This is a genomic window from Thiomicrorhabdus indica, from assembly GCF_004293625.1.
Taxonomy (GTDB): Bacteria; Pseudomonadota; Gammaproteobacteria; order Thiomicrospirales; family Thiomicrospiraceae; genus Thiomicrorhabdus; species Thiomicrorhabdus indica.
In genome coordinates this window covers 37,040-61,055 of record NZ_CP033040.1, presented here as the reverse complement: position 1 = coordinate 61,055, position 24,016 = coordinate 37,040, and the positions used below count along the sequence as shown (strand labels likewise).

General features: G+C 40.7%; 21 protein-coding genes. 14 read left to right on the top strand and 7 right to left on the bottom strand.

The features are described from left to right. The first annotated feature begins 47 nt into the window (after positions 1–47). The 5 genes from D9T12_RS00225 to D9T12_RS00205 all read left to right on the top strand — a co-directional run bounded on the left by D9T12_RS00225 (position 48) and on the right by D9T12_RS00205 (position 6,243). Positions 48–596 carry a hypothetical protein gene (locus D9T12_RS00225; RefSeq protein ID WP_130536287.1) on the top strand — a complete coding sequence of 183 codons (549 nt, stop codon included), beginning with the start codon at positions 48–50 and terminating at the stop codon, positions 594–596. 119 nt (positions 597–715) lie between these two features. Continuing rightward, positions 716–1,333 carry a DUF4402 domain-containing protein gene (locus D9T12_RS00220; protein WP_130536286.1) on the top strand — a complete coding sequence of 206 codons (618 nt, stop codon included), beginning with the start codon at positions 716–718 and terminating at the stop codon, positions 1,331–1,333. Between the two features lie 80 nt (positions 1,334–1,413). After that, positions 1,414–1,914 (top strand): hypothetical protein, encoded by a 501-nt coding sequence (locus tag D9T12_RS00215; protein WP_130536285.1) that lies wholly within the window; start codon positions 1,414–1,416, stop codon positions 1,912–1,914. A gap of 114 nt (positions 1,915–2,028) precedes the next feature. Next, positions 2,029–2,763, top strand: coding sequence for a fimbrial biogenesis chaperone (locus D9T12_RS00210; RefSeq protein WP_165395007.1), 735 nt, complete (start codon positions 2,029–2,031; stop codon positions 2,761–2,763). A gap of 15 nt (positions 2,764–2,778) precedes the next feature. Next, positions 2,779–6,243: an SPOR domain-containing protein gene (locus D9T12_RS00205; protein WP_130536283.1), complete on the top strand. Its 3,465-nt coding sequence runs from the start codon at positions 2,779–2,781 to the stop codon at positions 6,241–6,243. Positions 6,244–6,297: 54 nt separating this feature from the next. Here D9T12_RS00205 and D9T12_RS00200 read toward each other — a convergent pair whose 3' ends face one another. From D9T12_RS00200 to D9T12_RS00175, 6 genes are all read right to left on the bottom strand, one after another. Continuing rightward, positions 6,298–6,600: a Na+/H+ antiporter subunit G gene (locus tag D9T12_RS00200; protein WP_130536282.1), complete on the bottom strand. Its 303-nt coding sequence runs from the start codon at positions 6,598–6,600 to the stop codon at positions 6,298–6,300. A 108-nt stretch (positions 6,601–6,708) separates the two neighbouring features. Then, positions 6,709–6,978: a K+/H+ antiporter subunit F gene (locus D9T12_RS00195; RefSeq protein ID WP_130536281.1), complete on the bottom strand. Its 270-nt coding sequence runs from the start codon at positions 6,976–6,978 to the stop codon at positions 6,709–6,711. Further along, positions 6,972–7,463 carry a Na+/H+ antiporter subunit E gene (locus tag D9T12_RS00190; RefSeq protein ID WP_130536280.1) on the bottom strand — a complete coding sequence of 164 codons (492 nt, stop codon included), beginning with the start codon at positions 7,461–7,463 and terminating at the stop codon, positions 6,972–6,974. Before D9T12_RS00190 ends, D9T12_RS00195 begins: the two co-directional genes overlap by 7 nt. Continuing rightward, a complete protein-coding gene (locus D9T12_RS00185) occupies positions 7,460–9,052 on the bottom strand; it encodes a monovalent cation/H+ antiporter subunit D (protein ID WP_130536279.1) in 1,593 nt (530 codons plus the stop codon). Before D9T12_RS00185 ends, D9T12_RS00190 begins: the two co-directional genes overlap by 4 nt. 54 nt (positions 9,053–9,106) lie before the next feature. Beyond that, positions 9,107–9,478, bottom strand: a complete 372-nt coding sequence (locus tag D9T12_RS00180; protein WP_130536278.1) for a Na+/H+ antiporter subunit C — start codon at positions 9,476–9,478, stop codon at positions 9,107–9,109. Between the two features lie 110 nt (positions 9,479–9,588). Next, positions 9,589–12,408 carry a monovalent cation/H+ antiporter subunit A gene (locus D9T12_RS00175; protein ID WP_130536277.1) on the bottom strand — a complete coding sequence of 940 codons (2,820 nt, stop codon included), beginning with the start codon at positions 12,406–12,408 and terminating at the stop codon, positions 9,589–9,591. 261 nt (positions 12,409–12,669) lie between these two features. Between D9T12_RS00175 and glmS the strand changes: the two genes are divergently transcribed. The 5 genes from glmS to D9T12_RS00150 are packed head-to-tail and all read left to right on the top strand — an operon-like array spanning position 12,670 to position 18,112. Continuing rightward, positions 12,670–14,520, top strand: coding sequence for a glutamine--fructose-6-phosphate transaminase (isomerizing) (gene glmS, locus D9T12_RS00170; RefSeq protein ID WP_130536276.1), 1,851 nt, complete (start codon positions 12,670–12,672; stop codon positions 14,518–14,520). 15 nt (positions 14,521–14,535) lie between these two features. Further along, on the top strand, positions 14,536–15,423 hold the full coding sequence (gene rfbA / locus D9T12_RS00165; protein ID WP_130536275.1) for a glucose-1-phosphate thymidylyltransferase RfbA: 888 nt from the start codon (positions 14,536–14,538) through the stop codon (positions 15,421–15,423). Continuing rightward, a complete protein-coding gene (gene rfbC / locus D9T12_RS00160; RefSeq protein ID WP_130536274.1) occupies positions 15,423–15,998 on the top strand; it encodes a dTDP-4-dehydrorhamnose 3,5-epimerase in 576 nt (191 codons plus the stop codon). The genes rfbA and rfbC overlap by 1 nt, the downstream gene beginning before the upstream one ends. Beyond that, a complete protein-coding gene (gene rfbD, locus D9T12_RS00155; protein ID WP_130536273.1) occupies positions 15,991–16,911 on the top strand; it encodes a dTDP-4-dehydrorhamnose reductase in 921 nt (306 codons plus the stop codon). The genes rfbC and rfbD overlap by 8 nt, the downstream gene beginning before the upstream one ends. 1 nt (position 16,912) lies before the next feature. Continuing rightward, complete coding sequence (locus D9T12_RS00150; protein WP_130536272.1) at positions 16,913–18,112, top strand: dTDP-glucose 4,6-dehydratase; 1,200 nt, start codon at positions 16,913–16,915, stop codon at positions 18,110–18,112. 136 nt (positions 18,113–18,248) lie between these two features. Here the strand turns inward: D9T12_RS00150 and D9T12_RS00145 are convergent, their stop codons facing one another. Beyond that, positions 18,249–18,938 carry a Crp/Fnr family transcriptional regulator gene (locus D9T12_RS00145; RefSeq protein ID WP_130536271.1) on the bottom strand — a complete coding sequence of 230 codons (690 nt, stop codon included), beginning with the start codon at positions 18,936–18,938 and terminating at the stop codon, positions 18,249–18,251. A gap of 32 nt (positions 18,939–18,970) precedes the next feature. Between D9T12_RS00145 and D9T12_RS00140 the strand changes: the two genes are divergently transcribed. From D9T12_RS00140 to D9T12_RS00125, 4 genes are all read left to right on the top strand, one after another. Next, positions 18,971–20,749 (top strand): CHASE2 domain-containing protein, encoded by a 1,779-nt coding sequence (locus D9T12_RS00140; protein WP_130536270.1) that lies wholly within the window; start codon positions 18,971–18,973, stop codon positions 20,747–20,749. Positions 20,750–20,855: 106 nt separating this feature from the next. Further along, complete coding sequence (locus tag D9T12_RS00135; protein ID WP_130536269.1) at positions 20,856–21,737, top strand: glycosyltransferase family 2 protein; 882 nt, start codon at positions 20,856–20,858, stop codon at positions 21,735–21,737. A gap of 22 nt (positions 21,738–21,759) precedes the next feature. Beyond that, positions 21,760–22,518, top strand: a complete 759-nt coding sequence (locus D9T12_RS00130) for an ABC transporter permease (protein ID WP_130536268.1) — start codon at positions 21,760–21,762, stop codon at positions 22,516–22,518. 52 nt (positions 22,519–22,570) lie between these two features. After that, positions 22,571–23,959 (top strand): class I SAM-dependent methyltransferase, encoded by a 1,389-nt coding sequence (locus D9T12_RS00125; protein ID WP_130536267.1) that lies wholly within the window; start codon positions 22,571–22,573, stop codon positions 23,957–23,959. The last annotated feature ends 57 nt before the right edge of the window (positions 23,960–24,016 follow it).

Here is a 24,016-nt window from a genome sequence, read left to right as displayed (position 1 = left end):
TGTTTTTTGTTTATTAGACTAAATTAGAACATTTAGGTTTGATAGAAATGAAAAAACTGTCGGTTTTAATATTCATACCACTTTCTTTAATTTCTTACTCTGTCTGGTCTCAGATAACGGTGGTTGGAATTCAAGCAGAAGAAATTTATCAGCAGCCAATGGACAGTCCTAGCCGTTTTTTCGAAATTAAAGATGAATCAGAGTTACAACCTTATTCTCCATCAGAGTTCTTTTTTATCCGTAAACAAAAAGCTGAGACAAGGGAATATTGGCCTAAAAGTCAAACTGTAGACTTGTTTGAAACGGCAAAAGATACCGTAAATGATTGGCAAATAAATAATTTAGGTCAAGATTTGCAATCCAAAAAAGTTTTGGATGAGTGGAAAGGATTGAAGCCAAAATTAGAATCTGTGATTCAAAAAGAAAAAGAATTAGATGAATTAATTACCTATTTAGATCGATTGAAAAAAGTTGTCTCTAATAATCAACCGCCTCCTAGAACCGTTTCAATTAAAACGAATCAAAGTTCAAAATCGATAAGACCAGAGTGTCAAGACGCTAGAACTCGGGATTATGTATTCCCAAAATGTGATTAAAATCATTAATTAGACATAAAACTTACTTCTTACAAGAGGTCAATAAAATTAAACTTTTTAATTATTTTGTCGTAAAGTTATATGGACGATTCTGTCCTTTTAACGAGAAGGAATGTTTTATGAAATTTATCTCAAAACAAAAACTTGCTATTGCATTGGTTGCAGGTATTGGTTTAACCACATCAGCCCAAGCAAATACGCCTATCAATGCTCAAGCCTCAGTGACTGTCAATGGTGCAATTACTTTGGTAAAGGCTGCGGATATGAATTTCGGAGAAATTATTGCCAACGATGATAATACAAATGGTGGTACAGCGACCCTTGCTTTGTCTCCTTTAGAAGGTGCTGCTAACCCATTAACCGCAACGAATGATGGGTTATCGACTATTACAGTTATTGGTGGGACACCGGCCCCTGCCAAGTTCACCATTACTGGTGCGGGCGCTAATGCATCGGTTATTGTCACCACAGATTTAGGGACTGGCTTGACCTCTTTAACAAATGGAGCTAATCCAGCAGCGGCTGCATTAACAATTGGTTCACCAACGATTTATGATGTAACGAATGCCTCATTTAGAACTTTTACCGCAGGTGATTCTGATGCCCTGACGACTGATGGTAACGGTGATTTAGAATTCAATATGGGTGCAACGATTACTTTACCTGCTGCAATTGATGGTGCTGTTCCAGATGGAACTTACAATGGCACATTTACCGTTGTAGCGAATTATCAGTAAATGCGTCTTTACTCAATGTTATTGCTTAATAAAAAGTAATAATATTGAGTTTTTACAAGCTTTTTTGTGTGGGTTTATTGATGATTAAATATTTCAATCCGATAATGCAGACAAAAACGCTTATTCTTTTAGTTCTGGTTCTCCCTTTAACGCCATTTACAGTCCAAGCCGAAGAGCAGATTCGTCAAACCCAAGCTTTGTGGTTTGGAGAAATAGTCATTACTAATAATCAAACACCTCAAAGGATGGCTTTAGATCCAAACTTGGGGACGGTTGCTGATTCCGGGATTGTGATTATGCAATCTGGTCGACCAGGGATATTTTTCTTTGACGGCTTTGCTAGTAATTTTTTAGTGAATGTCTCACTTGAACCGGCAAGTCCTATAACCTCTCATGAGTTGGGAAATTTATCGACGCCTCAGTTTGAGGTTGACCCTGTTCTTGAGGTGGAGAGTTTTAATACCGACATTAATGGGCAGTATGAGTTACGGGTATTTGGTAGCTTGACCTCTAGTGGTACCGGTGCTGGCTATATCGATGGCATCTATTATCGACCTTATCGTTTATTGATAAATTATTAAAAGATTCATGACAAACAACTCAAACAGGCATTCAAGTAAATGATCAGAAAAAAATTAGCATTCATAGGCTTTTTATTCCTTTTCTTATTTTCCCACTCAGTTTATGCAAACTTGATGATAAGCCCAAAACGGGTGATATTTGAAGACCGTGAGAGATCAGCCTACGTTAATTTAATCAATTCTTCGAATGTAACCAAAACCTATCGTTTAGGGTTAGTGGATATTGTGCAAACAGAGAAAGGCGGCATTATTACTAAACCAACCGCTGCGGATTTAAAGCAGCTTCATTCAGCAAAAGATATGTTGCGTTATAGTCCAAGACAAGTTCGGTTAGCGCCGGGAGAGGTACAAAAAATTCGAATTGCTGCGAGAAGGCCTGCAAACTTACCGGCCGGTGAATATCGAACTCATTTGATGTTTACTGAATTGCCGGATCCACAAGCGGTACAAATGCAGGATTCTGCTCAAATCAAATTGCATATGTTGATGTCATTCACCATTCCAGTTTTTGTAAGAAGTGGTGCTTATAATTCAGAAGTCTCATTAAGTCAGTTGAAAATCGTTAATGAAGGAGGCAAACAAAAAGTTGTGTTTGATATTCAACGACTAGGCGATTATGGTGTGAATGGCAAAGCCACACTGTATTGGCAGCCTAACTTAGAAACGCAACCAACTAAAATTGCAGAATTAAACAATATTGCCGTTTACCGTGAAACAAAGATTCGTCGATCAGTAGGATTTTCTTTAGAAAACACGAAACCTTTAAAAAAAGGTATCTATAAAGTTGTGTATACCGGAGACGCCGCCCTTAATCATAGAAATCTGGGTTCTGCGGAATTTGTTTATTAGGTGTGTGTAGGGTTGATGAATATCATTTTTAAAAAACGTTTCGCATATCAATCGCTTTTTTCAAAAATCCATTTTGTATTTTTGATGTTGCCATTGTCAGTCTCTTTTGCAAATCAGGAAACAGCCTCTTCTTTATTTTATGATCCTGTTTCAGGTAAATATGTCACTCAAGAGCAATTAACACAATCGACTGATCGAGAACTGATTTTTTCAGTTCGTTTGGATGACGGCTTGATTTTAGGTGACTTAGAGGCTTTAGATAAACAAAATCAAATTTGGGTAGACATTGAACAAGTTATTGCATTGCTTGATTTTCCGATTGAAATTAATGCTGTTATTACCGAGAGTAAACTGCAAACGCTTGAGGCAGATGGATGGTTTATTTCACCAGACAAGTTGTTTTCCATAGAGTCTGTTTCTCCAGGTGAATATCAAGTTGTCAGCGATGCATTTAATGATCAATTTTCAGAGAATGACTGGTTAATTGAGCAACAAAAACTCTATTTTCCACTGAGTCAAGTGTTTGCTTGGTTTCAAATTGAATCCGATGCAGATAGCCGCCAATTAACTTTAACCTTAACACCCAAACAGCGTTTACCCATCCAAAATCGTCTTAGGCGTGCAAATCGTCAAGGTTCCACATCGGTAGTGAATTTAGAACCTAAACTCCCTAGAGCGGATGAACCTTACCGGCTATTTGGACCTGTTTTTACCGATATACAGCTTTCTGGCAATCATGATAGGGACGACAATTATCAGACCAAATTGTCAGTTTTGGGTGCGGGTGATTTAGCTTATATGACCGGCCGGTATTTTTTAGGGACTCAATATAATTCGTTTGATTCAAATAATGGTGATATTGATTTCCGTCTGACGCTAGAGCGCAATTCATTGGAACCTGATTTGTTAGGTGTGTTTAAGGCAACACAAGTAGAGTTTGGTGACATCATTCCAACAACGATTAATAATCTTTCTGGAGTGAATGAAGTTGGGGCGAGAATCTCTAATCAACCATTTGGTCGAATTACCAACTCCCAAACGACCAATATTATTGGTTATCAACAACCAGGATGGGAAGTTGAGCTATACCGAAATGGCATTTTTCTTGGTTCAACTCAAGTCAAAGATAATGGGCAGTATGAATTTCTAGATCAGCAATTGTTTGTTGGGAAGAATGAGTTCAGGTTAGTTTTTTATGGACCCCAAGGTCAACGTGAAGAAAAAACGGAGCTTTTTAATTTAGATGCCGCTGCATTGGTGGGCGGAAAGCTGATTTATGATGTTTCTATTAGCCAGCAAAATAAAACGTTTCAAGATGTGTTGTTCGAAGATGAAAATAGTTATGATGCAAATCATGCTCGTTTTAACTCTCATTTTGAAAAAGGCATTGGTGCGGCGGCATCGGTAACCTTTGATATTGCGAGTTATGTTTTTGAAGAAGACCAAAAACGACACGATTTTGTCCAACCTGGTATACGACTATTTTGGCAAAACACCTTAATCAACGCTCAAGTCCTCAAAGATTTAAGCCAAGGACAATTGAGTTCATTGAATTTATCTCGACCTTTATATGCAGGGTCAGCACATAATCTAACTTATGCTTTTCGTTCTGCGTCTAAAGATTTTCAACGAACATTTAATGAAACCTATCGTTTGAAGCAAAGTCATCAGCTTAGCTTAAATGGGCCAATATTCGGTAATGCACGCTATGCATTTTCTTATCAAAGACAAACCAGTCATTTTGAGCAAACGATTGATCAATTACAACTCGGTTTAGGCGGTAAGCTTGGTCGTGTCAGCTTAGTGAATAACTTGAAATATAACCGCCAGAAGAATCGACTTGAAGAGAGTCTTTCAGAGCAGGTTTCAGGATTTTTTCAAGCCTCAACGACTATTGAACAGATATTTATGCGAATGGGGTTAGATTATCAGTTGGATCCAGAGGCAGAAATTGACTATGGTTATCTCGCTTTTCAGAAATATTTGAGTGATGGTTTAACGGTGGATTTAAACTTAACACGAGACTTTAATGAACAATTCAATACGGCTAAATTAGCGTTTAGTTGGTTAAACAAACATGCTATCTCTAGTCTAAGTTTAGGCTTGGATGAAGAAGGTTATCAAAGAGTTGATTTTAGTTTACGTTTTGGTCTTGGTCATGACCCTATCTCGAATTCACTTTTTACAACATCTGAGCGAATGTCAACCAAGGGTGCAGCTTCAGCAATTGTCTTTGAAGATAAAAATAATAATCAGAAATTGGATCAAGGCGAAACTTTAATTGAAAATGCTGTATTGTCTAGTCCGCAAACTCGCCGTAAAGATGTGACTAATGATCAAGGGCAGGCCTTTATTCATGGTTTATCATCGAATGTGGTGACAGATATTGAAGTTGAGAAAGAATCTTTAGAAGATCCTTTTTGGATTCCTTCGAATAAAGGGATATCCTTTTTACCAAGACCCGGATTAGTTAAAACCCTGTTAATTCCAGTTGTAACAGCTGGTGAAATTGAAGGAACTGTCACGGTTGCCAAAAAATTATTTGAAAATGCTGCTGAATTGAGTCAAGTCCCATTAACGCTGACCAATTTGAAAACAACAGAAAAACTGACAACCAAATCTTCTTTTGATGGTTTTTTCCTATTTTCTATGGTTCCACCGGGTGATTATCATTTAGCGGTTGAAGGCGATTTTTTAAAGAAAAATAACCTGAAAACACGCAGCGCAATTCCTGTCTCAATTGGAAGTGATGGAACATTATTATTGGGGGCGAATTTTGAATTATTCCCTGCGGATAAATATGCGTATACGGATGATTCGAAGAGTTTAGAGCACAGCTATGCAATTGACTTAGGAACCTTTATCAGTGAAAAAAATGCTAAGTTGGTTTTGAACCTATTGCGAGGCTTTTTCCCTGAACTTCTATCTAAACACTTTAACCAAACTCCTTATGAAGTTTTACTGACTCAATCAGCTGAAAGCCAATATCAACTAGTCTTAGGACCATTTTTGGATTTAAACCAACCAAAATATTTGTGTGGCGCGCTAAATAGGGAAAACTTGCATTGTAAAATTCAAAAAAATGCGATTCAGCAAATCGAACTGGAGTCACTGGAAGTCAGTAATACGATTGATATGACAGAAGAAATCGTAGAGATTAATTTGAATGAAGCTCCACAGCAAAAGAGTCATTTAGATGGGCTTATTGATGAAGCAAGGGCTCATCCTAATTTAGAAACAGCTAGTAATGATCAATTTACAATACAGTTGGTTAGCTTGTCAGATCAAAGTTCTGCGCTTCAGTTCATCGATAAATTTGAGTTATCTAAAGCAAGTATTGAAGAAAAAGTAGTGGGTCAACAAAAACGTTTTGCGGTGGTATATGGCCTTTATCCTGATCGAGAAGCGGCTAAAGATGTAGCACTTGATCTGGAAAAGGTCACAGGAAGTAAAGCTTGGGTGCGCCCCAAAAAACTTTAACGATGAAAATTTGGCCAAAAACCTTATGTTTTATTCAACAATAAAGCTGCACTCTTAAAGCCGTGATTTTTTAGAGAGATGAATCGCTGCTTTCGCCATCAGGTGTGCACCAATGGGTGCGGTGATAAATAAAAACAGTGTGACCAGTAATTCATGCAGGCTTAATGTTTCAGTGAAGCTAAAGTAAATCGCTGAAGCAATTAGAATGGCTCCAACACCCAAGGTGCTGGCTTTGGTAGGGCCGTGAAGTCGGGTATAGAAGTCGGGTAGTTTGGCCAGTCCAATGGAACCGATTAGTGTAAAAACCGCCCCAATTAAAATCAGTACACTTAATAAGATTTCTAGCGTGATACTCATCTGTCTTCTCTTTTTATTCGGTTGTTCATAACGTTTTAAACTTTACCGGCCGGTAAAGTTCTTGTTTTGCAATCAACGACGGTTATTTCAGCCTATACCATTGCTTGCTTATTCCATAATGTCGCCGCGAAGCAGGTATTTGCTCAAGGCGACGGTTCCTACAAACCCCATCACCGCAATTAATAGTGCGGCTTCAAAATACAGCGGGCTTGAAAAAACCAGTCCAGCAAGCACTAGGATGGCAATACTGTTGATATAAAGCGTGTCGAGAGCCAGTATTCTGTCGAGTCTGCTTGGACCTTTCAGCAGGCGGTAAAAGCTCAATAGCATGGCGATGGTGACTAGCACCATAGCGATTTGTAAACTCACTTCTAACATGATTCAAACACCTTTTTTAACGGTTGCTCGTAGCGCTGTTTAATTTCAGAAATGGTCTCTTCTGGGTTTGGGCTATGTAGCGCATGCACGATTAAGGTTTTTTTGTCCTCACTCACATCACAGCTCACCGTTCCAGGTGTCAAGGAAATCGTATTGGCAAGCAAACTAATGCTGATAGGTTGTTCTATTTCCAAAGGAATTTCAATAAAAGTCGATTTCAAGGAGTCATTTTTTCCAAGAATTAGACGCGCTACTTGAATGTTGGCAATCAGAATATCCCACAGCACAATCAGGATGAATTTCAATAGTTTCAATGGATGTTGAATACGGATATTTTCTGGCCAAAAGCTTCGAGTGATGAATGGCAGAATAATCGCTAAAACAGCACCTAGCAACATATGTCCTGGCGCGAAAGTGTTATTCAGCAGCAACCAAAGTAGCCACAAAACAAGACTTAAAATGGGGTGTGGGAGGAGTGTTTTCATTCAACTAGCTCCTTGCGTGAGTTTGCAATCGGTGTGAAGTTCAATACTTGTTGTTGATATTGCGTTCTATCCAAGGTTTGTTGGGCGACTGAGTTCAAGGTTTTGTGTGTTGGATGGGCAAAGACAACCAGCCAAACGGAGATAGAAAACAGTATGACCACCGAACCAATGCCAGCTAAGCTAAGCTGGCAAGTACCATCATGCGTATTGCAATGGCGAATGGAGTGATCGGCTTCTTTTTTGAGGATATGGTAGAAAATCTGAGAACCACTTTTTGCTAAGGCGATAATCATTAAAAGTCCTGAAATCAAAACCACCGCTAAAATTCCAAAAAACAATGGATGCTCTAGGGCTGAACTCAAGATAAGCAGTTTTCCAAAGAAGCCAGAAAGTGGTGGCAGTCCACTGATGGCAACCGCTGCAAATACAAAAAAACTGCCAATTAAGATGGCGTTCGGCATGGAATAGGCACGCACCAATTGGTCGGTTTTTTGTCCACGACCTTGCAGAATAAAGTAGGCCAATAGGAAAAAACCGGCTGCAATAAAAGTCGAATGGATTAGATAGAACAACAGTGCGGCCAAGGATTCAACGCCTGGCAATGCACTGGCTATTAATAGTGTCGCAACAGAGGCTAAAACCAAATACGCGATTTGTTGACGTAAGAATTTAGCCGCCAAAGCACCCATTGCAGCCATAATTAAAGTAATTAGACCCAGTCCTAACACCCAAGGTGTGTGAATGCCTGCCAGTTCGCCAGCTTGCTCGCCAAATAGGGTGCCATGAACTCGAATAATTGCATAGAGCCCTACTTTGGTCATAATCGCGAAAAGGGCGGCAACCGGCGCGGTGGTATGGGAATAGGCATGAGGTAACCAAAGATAGAGAGGGAACATCGCCGCTTTCAGACCGAATACCAAAAGCAACATCAGACCTGCGACGGCTACTACACCTTGATCTTCAGTCGCCAGTTGAGTGATGCGTTGACCCATATCGGCAATATTCAAGGTGCCAAGAATGCCGTAGAGTGTACCGACAGCAAACAGAAACAGTGTTGAACCAATCAGGTTTAAAACCACATAGTGCAAGCCTGCTTTGGTTTTGTGGCGTCCACCGCCGTGAAGCAGTAAACCATAAGAAGCAAGCAACAGGACCTCAAAGAAGACGAATAGGTTAAACAGGTCACCCGTTAAAAAAGCGCCATTTAAACCGAACAGTTGGACTTGAAATAAAGGGTGGAAGTGCGCACCTTGAGAATCTATATTTTGTCGAATCGCAAACCATAGGGCGGTTACTGCTAACAGTGCGACCAAAACCAACATGAGTGCCGAAAGTTGATCGAGGACCATCACAATTCCGAAAGGCGCTTGCCAATTACCCAGCGCGTAGATTTGAATCGAGCCTTCTAAACTGAAGGTGAAACTGGCAATAGCCATGACAAATAAGCCAAGGGTTGCGACAAGGCTGATGGTTCTTTGCCAAGTAATGCCTTTATTTGCGACCAATAAAACAAGCATGCCAGCCATTAGAGGCAACAGCAAAGGCAGTATGGGTAAATGTGGGCTGACAATTTCAATTAAATATTGCATAAGGTTTTCTCAGAGCAGCGGTAGGTCTTCGCTGGCTTAACAATTCCAACAGGGTTAATGTTTCGAGTGATAACTTTGTTTTTTGCTTATTTCATCTATCGGTTGATGAGTACCATCAACATGGTCATTACCCATTTCAGAGCGGGCTTTGAGTGCCAATACAATCAGAAATGCCGTCATACCAAACGCTATGACAATCGCCGTCAATACCAAAGCTTGTGGCAGTGGGTCTGCGTATTGAGTGACGCCCTCTCGAATGACGGCTGGCACTCCGGTTTGTAACCGTCCCATTGCGAACAAAAATACATTGACCGCATAGGCAAGTAGCGTCAGGCCTAAAACCACTGGAAAGGTTCGACCACGTAAGGTCAAAAATACCCCTGCAGCAGTCATGACCCCAATCATTAGGGCAATTAATCCTTCCATTTTCATAGCTCCTGTAAGCGATTAGTTCAAAGGTTGTCATTATCCATATTTGGAGGTGTCAATAGCCAGGGAAGGCTATCGCCAAGCGAATATGGATAACGACAAGTCCCTTAATAATTTCCTGTTTCTTTACCGGCCGGTTGGCTAAGTTTTCCAAGCTGAACCAAGCTTAAAACAGTCGCACCGACAACCACCAAGAATACGCCTAAGTCGAACGCAATGGCGCTTGCAAGCTCAAACTCACCGACTATCGGCCAATGGATGTGTGCAAAGGCTGAGGTCAAGAACGGGAAGCCAACCAACATTGAAACCACGCCGGTGGCGCTGGCAATTAACACGCCTAATCCGATCGCCCAGTGCATATCGACTTTGAGTCGTTGTTGCGTCCACTCAATGCCATTGGCAAGGTAGAACACAATCAATGCCACAGATGCAATGAGTCCGGCAATGAAACCTCCACCTGGTAGATTGTGACCGCGAAGGAAAATATAGACTGCAACCATCAACATCAATGGCAATAATAATCTAGAGAAGGTTTGCAGAATAACAGGGTGGCGATCCTGACTCCAATTTTGACCAAATTCATTGCTTTCTGGTTGAGGTAGTTTCAAGTTTTGCAATAACGCAAAGATTCCCAAACCAGCCAGAGCCAATACCACGATTTCGCCCAAGGTATCAAAGCCACGGAAATCCACTAAAATGACGTTGACCACATTGGTTCCACCGCCGCCAGGCACACTATTGTTTAGGAAGAAGTTGGAAATTGGATCAAATTCTCGGCTTAAGACCATTAAGGTTAAAATTGTGACTCCGATACCCGATGCAACGGCAAACAGACCATCTCGCCAAAGTTTTATTCGATTGGTTTCTTCTGGTGTCTGCTGAGGAAGAAAAAACAGTGCCAGCAGCAGAAGTACAATAGTGACGACCTCAACAGAGAGTTGGGTAAGCGCCAAATCTGGCGCGGAGAATTTTACAAAGGTGAGTGAAACGATTAAGCCGACAACACCTACGACAATAATGCTGCGAACACGGTGTGTATGCCAAACCGCACTGAGCACACTGGCAATAATTAACAATACGGCAGCTAATAAGCTAACTGGGTCAATTGGCAGCCAATCTCGAGTGCCAAAGAGATTTTGAATCGTGCCGTTTGTTTGCCAATAAGCAGTGATTGAGATTATAAATGTTGCTAAAAGTGTTAAAAATGCAGAGTTTTGCAGTGATCCTTTGTCAAATTTTCTGGTTATCGCTTTAGCTGAGTATATGAGATTTGCCATAATTTTTTGGAAATAACGACGAGCATCAACATGCTGATGGTGTTCGTAATAACTGATAATCCAATGACGTTTAAAATAGACAATCGTTCCAAACACCAATGCCATGATTGACATGGCTAATGGTAAATTGAATCCGTGCCAAATAGCTAGGCTGTATTCGGGCACATCGCCTTGTAAAGTGCCGTCGACCGCAACGGCTAAAATCGGAGCGACCGTAAACATTGGCAAAATGCCTACCGCCAAACAGGCAATGACCAGTAAATCGACTGGGATTTTCATTAAGCGTGGAGGTTCGTGTGGCGTTTTTGGCAAACCGATGGGTTCACCGTTGAAAAAGACATCATGAACAAATCGTAAGGAGTAGGCGACCGAGAAAACACCGGCAATGGTTACCAAGATAGGAATTGACCAAGCCCATATACTTGCTTGAGATGCGATAACCGCCTCGGCAAAAAACATCTCCTTACTTAAAAAGCCATTGAGTAACGGAACGCCGGCCATTGCCAAGGAGGCGATAATTGCAAGTGCCGCAGTATGCGGCATGTATTTAATCAGACCATTGAGCTTGCGCATGTCTCGGGTGCCGGTTTCATGGTCGATAATACCTGCGACCATAAACAGGGACGCCTTAAAGGTTGCGTGATTAATAATATGGAAAATTGCTGCAACCGCTGCAAATTGAGTGCCGAACCCGAACAGCAAGGTAATTAACCCTAAATGACTTATGGTTGAGTAGGCCAGTAAGCCCTTTAAATCGTGTTTGAATAAAGCGGTATAGGCTCCGATCAGTAAAGTAATCATACCGGCGGATCCGACTAGCCACATCCACAGATCTGTTCCTGAAAGTGCTGGGAAAAAACGTGCCAGTAAAAAGATACCCGCTTTGACCATTGTTGCTGAATGCAGATAGGCTGAAACAGGGGTTGGAGCGGCCATCGCATGCGGTAACCAAAAGTGGAATGGAAATTGTGCGGATTTGGTAAACACGCCGAGTAAAAAAAGCACGAGCATTGGTGCGTACCAGTCGTGATTTTTTATAAGTTCACCTGCCGGTAAAATATCACTCAATTGATAGCTGCCTACCATGTGCCCCAACATCAGCACAGCTCCTAATAAGGCTAAACCACCCATTCCGGTAATTGCTAGGGCCATTTTGGCGCCTTCGCGTGCCTCTTTTCGGTGTTGCCAGTAGCTAATTAATAAAAAGGATGTCAGTGATGTGAGTTCCCAAAATACAACCAATTGTAGGATGTTTTCAGATAGAACTATTCCGAGCATCGAGCCCATAAACATCATGAGATAGGCAAAAAATCGTCCCATTGAATCCTTGGGAGACAGGTACCAACGGGCGTAAATAATCACCAGTAAGCCGATAATTAAAATCAATCCGGCGAATAATAGTGAGAGTCCATCTAGGCGGAAAGAGAACAGTAAACCGATGGATGGTAACCAATTCCAAGTTTGGGTAAGAGTTTCACCTGCGAATACCTTTTCACCAGTCGGTATCAGCAGTAATAAACACATAAAAGCGGTGAGTCCACTGACCCATGCAGCCGCTAGACGATTGAACTTTGCACTGTAAGCAGCAATAGCCGCGCCTAAAAAGGGTAGTAGGGCAATCAGAGCAAGGTTGAAGTCAAAAATGTTCATAAATAAAGTCACTCGCGCTTTTAGCAACAGGCAGAAGTTTCGAAAAATGTTTTAGAGTCGAGCCTATCTATTAATTTGAGCTTTTTACGGCATTATAACGAGCTATAACGACTCTTTAAGGATTAGTTGAACTCTAATGTTTGAAAAAATACCGATTCCAACTCCTTGCGATTTCAGTTTGCAAATTCAGACAATCACGCTTTATCTATAATTCATTTCGTTATAATTTACCGCTTAATTTAATTATAAGGTGGCTCATTTATGTGCGGAATAGTCGGTGGTGTTGCTGAGCGAAATGTTGTTCCTATTTTATTAGAAGGTTTAAGACGTTTAGAGTATCGCGGTTATGATTCCTCCGGGGTTGCTATTCTGGACAATCATGCAAACCTTCAACGGCAGCGAGCGCTGGGTAAAATTAATGCTCTAAGCAAGAAAATTTCCTCCGTTGATAGTTTTTCGGGGCATATCGGTATCGCACATACTCGCTGGGCAACCCATGGCGAACCCTCTGAAACAAATGCGCATCCGCATATTTGTAACAAGCAAATTGCGGTTGTTCATAATGGCATTATCGAAAATTATCAGCAATTAAAAGCCGAACAAATTCAACAAGGCTATCAGTTTACCTCGCAAACCGACACAGAAGTTGTTGCGCATGAAGTGCATGCACAGCGCCAAACGAGCGATTCACTTCTTGAAGCGATTCAAAAATCCGTTGCGCTTTTTGAAGGTGCATATGCCTTAGGTGTTGTCAGCTCTGATGATCCAGAAACTTTGATTGCTGCTAGAAAAGGCAGTCCATTAGTTATTGGTGTTGGAATTGGCGAATACTTCATTGCCTCAGATGTTTCAGCGCTGTTGCCGGTGACGCAAAGCTTTATTTTTCTGGAAGAAGGGGATATTGCTCAAATTACCAGAGAATCTCTTGAAATTTTTAATGAATCGGGCAAACGCGTTGAACGAGAAATTAAACAATCCTCCCTGACAGCCAGTTCGGTGGAGTTGGGTGAGCATCGCCATTTCATGCATAAAGAGATTTTTGAACAGCCTCAAGCGGTCATCGACACCTTAGAGGGAAGAGTGACCTCAAAAGAAGTGCTGGTTTCAAGCTTTGGTCACCAAGCGCAAGCGTTGTTTGAGCAAGTTAATCAAGTTCAAATTGTTGCCTGTGGAACAAGTTACCATTCTGGAATGGTGGCAAAGTACTGGTTTGAAGATATCATACAGCTGCCTTGTCAGGTTGAAGTCGCTAGTGAGTATCGCTATCGAAATCCTGTTATTCAAGATAACACGTTATTTGTCACGATTAGTCAATCCGGTGAAACAGCAGATACGCTCGCTGCTCTGAAACAACTCAAAAAAGGACGTGGTGAGAAAATACTGCCGACCTTAACAATTTGTAATGTGCCGGAGTCCAGTTTAACTCGAGAATCGGATTTAACATTTTTAACCCATGCAGGCCCAGAAATTGGTGTCGCTTCGACCAAAGCATTTACAACGCAACTTGTCGCTTTAGCCCTACTGTTGGTTGCCGTTGGCAAAACAAAACAGGTTCTTTGCAGTGATCGAGAGAGGTTGATAGTCAGTGGATTGCAAAAACTTCCAAAACTGATTCAGGGCGCGTTAAAGCATGAAAAAGCGATTAAATCCCTTGCCAATCAATTTGCTGATAAAAATAGTGCGCTGTTCCTAGGGCGAGGAACTATGTACCCAATCGCCATGGAAGGTGCCTTAAAACTAAAAGAAATTAGCTATATTCACGCCGAAGCATACCCGGCCGGTGAATTAAAGCATGGCCCATTGGCTTTGATTGATGAAACGATGCCTGTGGTGACCATTGCCTCGCATGATGATCTATTGGAAAAACTAAAATCCAATCTGCAAGAGGTCAAAGCTCGCGGTGGGCAAATGATCGTATTTGAAGATGAGAAATCCGATATCAGTTCGGAAGAGGGGTTTCATGTGATTAAAGCGACTACTAATGTTGGCCGAATCACAGCTCCAATCACCTTTAACGTTGCGTTGCAGCTTTTAAGTTATCATGTTGCGTTAATTAAAGGAACCGACGTAGACCAACCGCGTAATCTGGCAAAGTCGGTTACAGTAGAGTAAAAATAAAGGGAAATAATGAAAGGAATAGTCTTAGCAGGCGGTTCAGGAACCCGTCTTTATCCGATTACGAAAGGTGTATCGAAGCAGTTAGTCCCACTATATGACAAGCCGATGATTTACTATCCATTATCTGTCTTAATGTTGGCAGGTATTCAGGAAATTCTGATCATCACAACACCTGAGGATCAAGCAAGTTTCCAAAATCTACTTGGTGATGGCAAAGAGTTGGGCTTAAATTTTGAATATATCGTTCAACCCTCACCTGATGGGCTTGCTCAAGCATTTATTTTGGGAGAAGAGTTTATTGGCGATGCAGATGTGTGTCTGATTTTAGGTGATAACATCTATTACGGTCATGACCTCCCTAAAATGACCGCCAACGCGGTTGAAAATGCCAAACAAGAGAACAAAGCAACGGTATTCGGTTATCACGTTCATGATCCAGAACGATATGGCGTTGCGGAGTTTGACGAAAATGGCAATGTCGTATCATTAGAAGAAAAACCAGATATTCCAAAATCCAACTATGCGGTCACAGGGTTATATTTTTACCCGAATGATGTTATTCAAAAATCCAAGCAAGTTAAGCCTTCTCATCGGGGTGAATTAGAAATTACCACCGTTAACCAAATGTACCTTTCTGAGCAGCGTTTGAAGCTTGAAACTATGGGACGAGGTTTTGCTTGGCTCGATACAGGTACTCATGAAAGCCTTCTAGAGGCATCAATGTTTATTGAAACCATTGAAAAACGTCAAGGCCTAAAGGTAGCGTGCTTAGAAGAAATCGCTTTTGAAATGGGCTATATCAGCAAACAACAATTGATCGAATTAGCACAACCATTGAAGAAAAATCAGTATGGCCAATACCTGTTACGCCGAGCGGAAGAGGGGAGATTGAACTAATGGAATTTATTCGTCAATCGGTACCTGATGTAGTGCTCATTAAGCCCAAAGTGTTTGGTGATGCGCGTGGTTATTTCATGGAAACCTTCCGCCAGGATCAGTTTGAGGCGTTTATTGGGCACGAAGTAAATTTCTGTCAAGATAATGAATCCAAGTCTTCTAAAGGTGTGCTCCGTGGACTACATTTTCAGTTACCTCCTTTTTCTCAATCTAAGTTAGTCCGTGTCATTGAAGGCGAGGTGTTAGATGTTGCCGTCGATATTCGAAAAGGGAGTCCGACATTTGGCCAAGTTGTCACGGCAAAACTCAGTGCAGAGAATAAACACCAACTTTTTGTCCCTCGCGGCTTTGCGCATGGATTTGTGGTGTTGAGTGAGTCTGCTATCTTTTCTTATAAGTGTGATAATTACTACTCACCTGAAAATGATCGCGGTTTGGCATTTAATGATTCTAGTTTAGATATTGATTGGCAGATGGACGAGTCAGCGATTCTATTGTCCGAAAAAGACCAGAAGCACCCTTCGTTGGATGAGCTTCCCGAGTATTTTGATTTTGGCATTAATTATTATGAATAAGTCAGTTTTGGTTACAGGTAAGACTGGTCAGCTTGGCCAATCTATTCAAAAACTTTCAAAAAAATATCCACAGTATCAATTTACTTTTGTTGGTAGCGAAGAGTTAGACTTGTCGTCAAGTGCTGCAATTGATCAGTATTTTGTTGATAAATGCTTTGATATGGTGATAAATTGTGCCGCTTATACTGCTGTGGATCGAGCGGAGTCCGAACCGGGTTTGGCCGATAAGATCAATCATTTGGCGGTTAAACAATTGGCTCAAATTGCCAAGCAAAAAGATATGGTTCTGATTCAGATTAGTACGGATTATGTCTTTAATGGTCAGAATTATCGACCTTACATTGAAACAGACGAAACCTGCCCACAAAACATTTATGGTGAAACAAAGCTTAAGGGTGAACAGGCCATGCGTGAAATTTCACCGGCCGGTTGTATTATTCGAACCAGCTGGGTCTATTCGGAGTTCGGAAATAATTTTGTCAAAACGATGCTGCGTTTAGGTAAAGAGCGTAATCAGCTTGGGATTATTTTTGACCAAATTGGTAGCCCGACCTATGCGACAGATTTGGCGGATGCGATTCTTGACATCATTGACAGTGAAGCGAAGCAATCTAGAAAAATTTTAGATTGCCACGACGCTAGCGCTCCTCGCAATGACAATGGTTTTCAAATTTACCATTATTCGAATGAAGGTGTCTGCTCTTGGTATGACTTTGCCAAAGCGATTTTCGAATTGGCTGATATCAATTGTGATGTTAAGCCAATTGAAACAAAAGACTATCCGACACCAGCCATTCGGCCACACTTCAGTGTGATGAATAAAGCCAAAATTAAAGCAGACTTCAATATTGAAATCCCCTATTGGCGCGACTCACTGATTGAATGTTTAACAGAATTAAAGAAAGAAAATTAAGATGACAAACGCAAAAAAAATTCTTGTCACCGGTGGAGCCGGTTTTATCGGCTCTGCGGTGATTCGTCATTTGATTCATGACACCGAGCATTCGGTGGTTAATGTCGATAAACTCACCTATGCGGGAAATTTAGAGTCACTCGAATCGGTGAGTGAGAATGAACGCTATGCCTTTGAGCAGGTTGATATTTGTGATGCAGTCGCACTAAAACGTGTATTTGAGCTGCATCAACCGGATATTGTGATGCATCTAGCCGCTGAGTCTCACGTTGACAGATCGATTGACGGGCCGGGAGAGTTTATTCAAACTAATATTGTGGGAACTTACACGCTTTTAGAACAATCCAGAGCTTTTTGGACAAATCTACCGGCCGGTAAAAAAGAGAATTTCCGTTTCCACCATATTTCTACTGATGAAGTTTACGGTGACTTACCTCACCCAGATGAAGTAGATCGACACGCTTCGTTCACGATGACCGAAAATGAAAAGGTCATTGCGAGGAGTGATAACGACGAAGCAATCTCTAGTGGCTTACCGTTGTTTACTGAAAAAACCGCTTATGCACCAAGTTCGCCATATTCTGCATCCAAAGCCGGTTCGGATCACTTAGTGCGTGCTTGGCAGCGAACTTATGGAATGCCAACACTGGTAACAAATTGCTCCAATAATTACGGCCCTTACCATTTTCCCGAAAAACTTATTCCTTTGATGATATTAAATGCCTTAGATGGTAAACCTCTTCCTGTTTATGGTAAAGGCAATCAAATCCGTGATTGGCTTTATGTTGAAGATCATGCTCGTGCATTAGTGGTGGTTGCGACTCAGGGTAAAGTGGGTGAAACCTATAATATCGGTGGTCATAACGAAAAACAAAATATCGATGTGGTCAAAACCATCTGCGCCATTTTGGAAGAGCTTTCGCCCTCTGAAAACAATCCGAATATTGACAGTTACTCTTGTGAGCCGGGTAATGCCGATAGCTATCAAGCATTAATCAAATATGTGCAAGATCGTCCTGGTCATGATATGCGCTATGCGATTGATGCAAGTAAAATTGAGAGAGAATTAGGCTGGACACCGCAAGAGACTTTTGAATCGGGTATTCGTAAAACTGTTCAATGGTACTTAGACAACTTGCAGTGGTGTCAACATGTGCAAGATGGAAGTTATCAGCGTGAACGATTGGGTGGTTCTGCATGACCCAAAGCTAGCCCTTTCGCAATGACTGCTTTATTTGAGTCGTTGCGAGCATCCCAAGGGCACTTGCTACGCGGCGCGTAGCGAAGCAATCTCCTCAACGCTCTCGCTTGTTTTGTCGCATTGATTTAAAGAGCGGTTATTTCGTTAAGTCTTTCAGCTTATCCGGCTGTTTAACGAAATAGCGTTTACGACCTTTTTCTTTTTCAAGAACGCCGTCTTTAACAAGCTTGTTGATAATACGAGAGACCGTTTCACGGCTTGTATTCGCCATAGTCGCGATGGATTCCTGAGAAGGGAGATCTTCAATAACGATTGAGCCATTCGAATAACGGTTGATTCGCTGGGAGAGAATTGCCTCAACACGCTCTTGGGCGGTTGAAAGGTTCATCAGAGCCAGTTGAGTATTGTTTTTCTTGATGATTTTGGCCATGTGCTGCATGATTTTCCAAGAAATGGAAGGGTTTTTTAATATCAGCTCCAGCGCATCCTTTTTATTCAAGAAACCGACAATGGATTCTCGGCTAGCAACAATACTTGTTGAGCGTTTTTCACCACTAATTAGCCCTAATTCCCCCGAACTCATACCGGCCGGTATATTGGCTAGCCAGAAATACTGTCCATTTTCATTCACATCGATGACATTGAGCTCTCCCTGCATCACGAAAATCAAGCTTTCACTGGCTTCACCTTTGCGAATGACAAATTGGTTCTTTTGAAAACGGACATATTTAATGCGTTTGTTCAAATTCACCAGCATTTCATCTGGTAAATCCTTTAACAGTGGAATATGCTTAAGTGAAATATCCAGCGTGACTTTTTCAAACAAAATCGATCCTTTTTCAACTTAGCCCAAACTCAATGAAAGCAAAATATAGCAGAAATTCCAGTTTTATTCGCAAAATCCTCTTCATTTTGGTGTTGCTTGCCACAGCTTTGCTCTACCTGAATCCAAGCTGGACGCGGCCAATGGATTACGTGCTACAGGATATGATGACGCGTTTATTAGTAACAGAAACCGTGCCGAAAGAGATAGTTATTGTTGATATCGATGATCAGAGTTTGCAAAACATTCAGTCTTGGCCTTGGTCTCGCGAGTTACTCGCACAACTGATTGAAAACCTTTTTACACTGCATCACCCGAAAGGATTGGCAATCGATATGGTTATGCCAGAACCAAGAGACGAGGTAGGTGAAAGTCGTTTACAAACCTTATTACAGAGCTACCCAATCTGTTTAGCGATCGCATTCGACTTGGAAATCAACAATACACCTAGGCAAGTAGGTGAGGTCAGTGGAGGGGCACCGGCCGGTGAAACTGCTTTAGTTTCAAAAGGATTTGTTGGAAATCATGCTGCGTTAGCGCAACATGCTCAATGTACCGGTCATATCAGCCCTTGGGTAGATAATGATGGTTTAATTCGTCGTTTACCTCAGCAGGTTCGTTTTCAAGATCAACAATGGCCGATGATTGCACAGAGCCTTTATCAAAAAGTGAACCCGAATCAAGTTCTGCCAGAATCAACACGATGGTTAACAATTCCGTATCGTATTCAAGCGAACCATTGGCAAAGCGTCCCAGCACAAGACATCTTGTTACAAACCTTACCGGCCGGTTATTTAGATGATAAATATCTATTATTAGGGTCTTCGGCACTCGGCTTATCTGATCGTGTTGCAACGCCTATTCATCCCTGGCTTCCAGGCGTAGCGATTCATGCTGGAGCGCTTTATAAACTGCTTCATCCTGTTGACTCGCCTGTTTGGGCAAAGCCAGTTTTTGTTCTTATCTATGCATTAACCGCTGTGGCGATTCTTGCGATGCTTTTTTTCTGGTCACAAACTTTCTGGGTGTTGATTGCCAGTTTAGGAATGGGTTTCGGCTGGCTATTGTTGATGAGTTTTGCGCTTTATGGAAACCAAATCATGCCATGGAGTTTGCCCCTAGTTGCATTGGCATTATTGATTATTATTCAGTTTCCTTTTGAATGGTTAGTGGTTGATCGCTACAACCGTCGAATTACCAGATTGTTTCAAGGCTACCTTTCTAAAGATGTCGTCAATCAATTGATTGAATCTAGGCAAGATGTATTGGAACCTAGTGTGCGAGAAGTGACCGTTTTATTTGCTGATATTGAAGGGTTTACCAAGTTATCAGAGAAAATTCCAACGGCTGAACTGGCACGAATTACAAAAGATGTTCTGCATGTATTGACTCAGGAAGTTCATTCTCATCAGGGCACGCTTGATAAGTATATTGGTGACGCGGTGATGGCGTTATGGAATGCGCCTTTAGACCAAGCGGATCATGCCGATTTAGCGGTGAGAAGCGCCGTTGCGATGCTAGAAAGCTTGGATCTTTACAATCAGTCTCACCCACAGCAGCCAAAAATCTCAGTAAGAATTGGGATACATACAGGCCCAGCCATGGTGGGAGATTTGGGCACTGAGCAACGCCACACCTACACAGCGATTGGCGATACGGTGAATCTCGCTCATCGGCTTCATGAATGGAGCAAAGACTACCAGACGCATATTCTTTTATCGAGAGAAACTGCAGACATGATGATGAGTGAGGTGCCACAAAACTGTGAGGTTTATCTTACGCAACCTGTTCAACAGCTTTTAATTGAGCTTTAGTGGTTGTTTTTTATAAAAATGATATTTCAAATATAAATACCGACAAATTATCAGTAAAATGTTAACCTACGCTGTTTTATTCCCTGTTGTCTGGCTCTATTGATTAATGAAAACTCACTCCTCGTCATTTGCCTTAATAATACCGACACGAAATGCTGGGCAGCTTTGGTCTGAAGTATTGGAAAGAATATCACAACAGTCAGTACAGCCCGACCAAGTAGTGATTATCGATACTGAATCGAGTGACCAAACTAACAGTGTTTCTCAAAAGTTTGGTTATGTTGTCCATTCAATCAAAGAGCAAGAATTTAATCATGCTTTAACCCGCCAAAAAGCAATGAAAATGCTAAAGCCAGAGGTTGAAATAGTTATCTTGATGACCCAGGATGTCTTGCTTAAAGATTCGGACTCCTTTTCCAATCTCCTTCTTACATTTGAAGATCCTGAAGTTGGAATTTCCTTTGGACGTCAGATAGCTCATCAAGATGCAACCCCTATTGAAGTTCATGCTAGAGAATTCAACTATCCTGAAATGAGCTATCAAAGATCGTGGCAAGATCGTAAAGAATATGGTGTAAAAACAGTATTCTGTTCTGATGCATTTAGTGCAGTTCGTGTTTCTGCTTATCATGAGGTCAATGGATGGGATAAAGCACTCCCAGCCTCTGAGGATATGTATCTATGTGCAAAATTGCTAAAGGGTGGGTTCAAAGTATCATATAAACATACTTCTGCTGTCTATCATTCTCATAAATTAAGCTTTTGGGGTGAAATAGCTAGATATAAAAAAATTGGTCAATTTCATGGTGAGAACCCATGGATAAATCAAGATTTTGGAATGGCTGACTCGGAAGGTGTTAAGTTTGTAAAAAGTGAACTCCATTATTTGAAAACTCATAGGCCGAGTATGATTCCAGAGTCAATATTACGAACTATACTTAAATGGACAGCCTACAAATTTGGCTATTACACAGCAAATAAAACATGATTGCATGTAAACGGTTACCAAAATGCTTTATCAATTAATAAAGAAAGACTTGCATTCGCGTTATAGAGGAACTCTATTTGGCTTTTTTTGGGCGATTCTTTTACCACTTATTACCTTGGTAATGTATACCTTTGTTTTTAATGTGGTACTTGGAGCAAAATGGGGAATTGAAAACGAGAAAACCTTTGATTTCGCATTGATGTTGTTCACGGGTTTGATCTTGCATGCCATGCTTTCGGACATCATCACGCAAGCGCCTAATTTGATTCAATCAAACCCTCAATTGGTCAAGAAAATTGTTTTTCCAACTGAAAAATTACCAGTGGTTGTACTGCTGAATAGCCTGATACACAATAGCATCTCGCTGATTATTTTATTACTGGCAATCGTTGTGATTAAGCAGGAGCTTTTCTTCACCTGGCTCTTAATTCCAATTTTATGGTTACCATTTTTGGTTTTATTGATTGGAGTAGCTTGGTTTTTAGCAGCTTTTGGAGTCTTTATTAAAGATATTTCCCAAATCAGTGGATCACTCTCCATGTTTTTATTGTTTATGTCTCCAATTTTTTATCCTTTATCGCGACTCCCAGAAAACTGGCATAACTGGATGTACTTAAACCCTTTGACATTTATGATTGAGCAAAGCCGGCAAATTATTCTTTATGGTAATCAGCCGGATTGGCTTGGGTGGGCAATTTATTTGATGGTTGCAGTTTCCATAACAGCTTTGGGATATAAGGTGTTTGGAAAGTTAAAAAGAGGTTTTGCAGATGCTATCTAATTTTGTAGATCCGAATAATTCACTCATTCTAAGAAATTAAGAGCATTAATTTATGATTTCAGACAATTTGTATGATCGGCCAGCTCTCGAAAAAGGGATGAATAATAGCCTTAGCAAGCTACTTGAATACATTCCTAATAAAGGAAAGTTGCTAGATGTTGGGTGTGCAACAGGTGAATTGGGTGCTTTTTTATCGTCTTATACAGATTTAGAGATTGATGCGATTGAAGCGCATCCTGAATCTGCCGAAGTGGCTGAGCAACATTATCAAAATGTTTGGCAAATTGATTTAGAGACGAAAGGATTCTCTAAACAATTGGAAAAAAACTATGATGTCATTGTTATTGCAGATGTACTCGAGCACCTAAGAACTCCAGAAGCGACAGTGATTGAATTGCTAGATTGTTTAACAACCGATGGAAAACTATTGGTTTCAATTCCTAATGTTGCACATGCGGCAGTAATCTTACAGTTATTACAACAAAAATTTACTTATCTAAACCACGGACTACTAGACAAAACGCATGTGCGATTTTTTAGTCCACAAAGTATTCCAAACTTTATGCAACTTTTAGGAAATGTAGGTTGGAAATTGCTGGATAGAGTCGAAATAGGTGTTCAGGGAACCGAATTTGCAGAAGAGTTGAAAAATGGAATATCAGGCCAATGGGTTCAGATGCTCTCGCGACTTCCAGAAGCGAATACGTATCAGTTTTTATTAGAAATAAAACCAAGCAAAGCCTATAGTCCAGATGCCCAATTTATAAATTCGTTACATGAGGTTTCGGATTTAGGTATCTTTATTCAACCGACAGTGTTTTTTCAAAAAAAGGGAGAAGAGAGTTTCTCCGGAAAAGATAGTCAATCTATTCGCTGTTATTTGACAGAATACATGGATTTTGATTTTGAACTACCAAACGATGTGCAAAAAATTCGTTTTGACCCAGCGGATATCCCTGGCTTGGTAACAATAAAACGTTTGATGCTTTTAGATAAAAACCAGCAAATTTTATGGCAGTTTTGTGAATCAGCTCCAATTTTGAATTGTAGTTCAGATATTACATTTCAATGGAATAATTCAGATTTGAATATATTTATGACCTCTTTTGATCCGTGGTTTGAAGTTCCTGTAGAGCAAGAAGTAATTGAACAAGCTGTCACTTTAAAAGTGCAAATGAATTGGCCAATGACTCATGACTTTCAACTTCTAAAACAACATAAATCCATTGAGCATCAAAATTGGTTTGATCAAGTCGATTCATTAAATGGTCAGCTGTCAGCATGTCAGTTAGCTTTGAACGAAGAAAAAAATAATTTTCTAGAGTTGCAAGAAAGTTATCAAAACACATTAAACGAGCTTAAATGCTTAAGAAAAAAGGCTTATTTTGGTTTTTGCCAACAGGCTTTTTCAAAACTTGCCCGTTTCTTTAAAAATAAATAGTTATATTCAAATACTCTAACCATGAAATTCAATATTCACCATTTCAAACAAAAAATA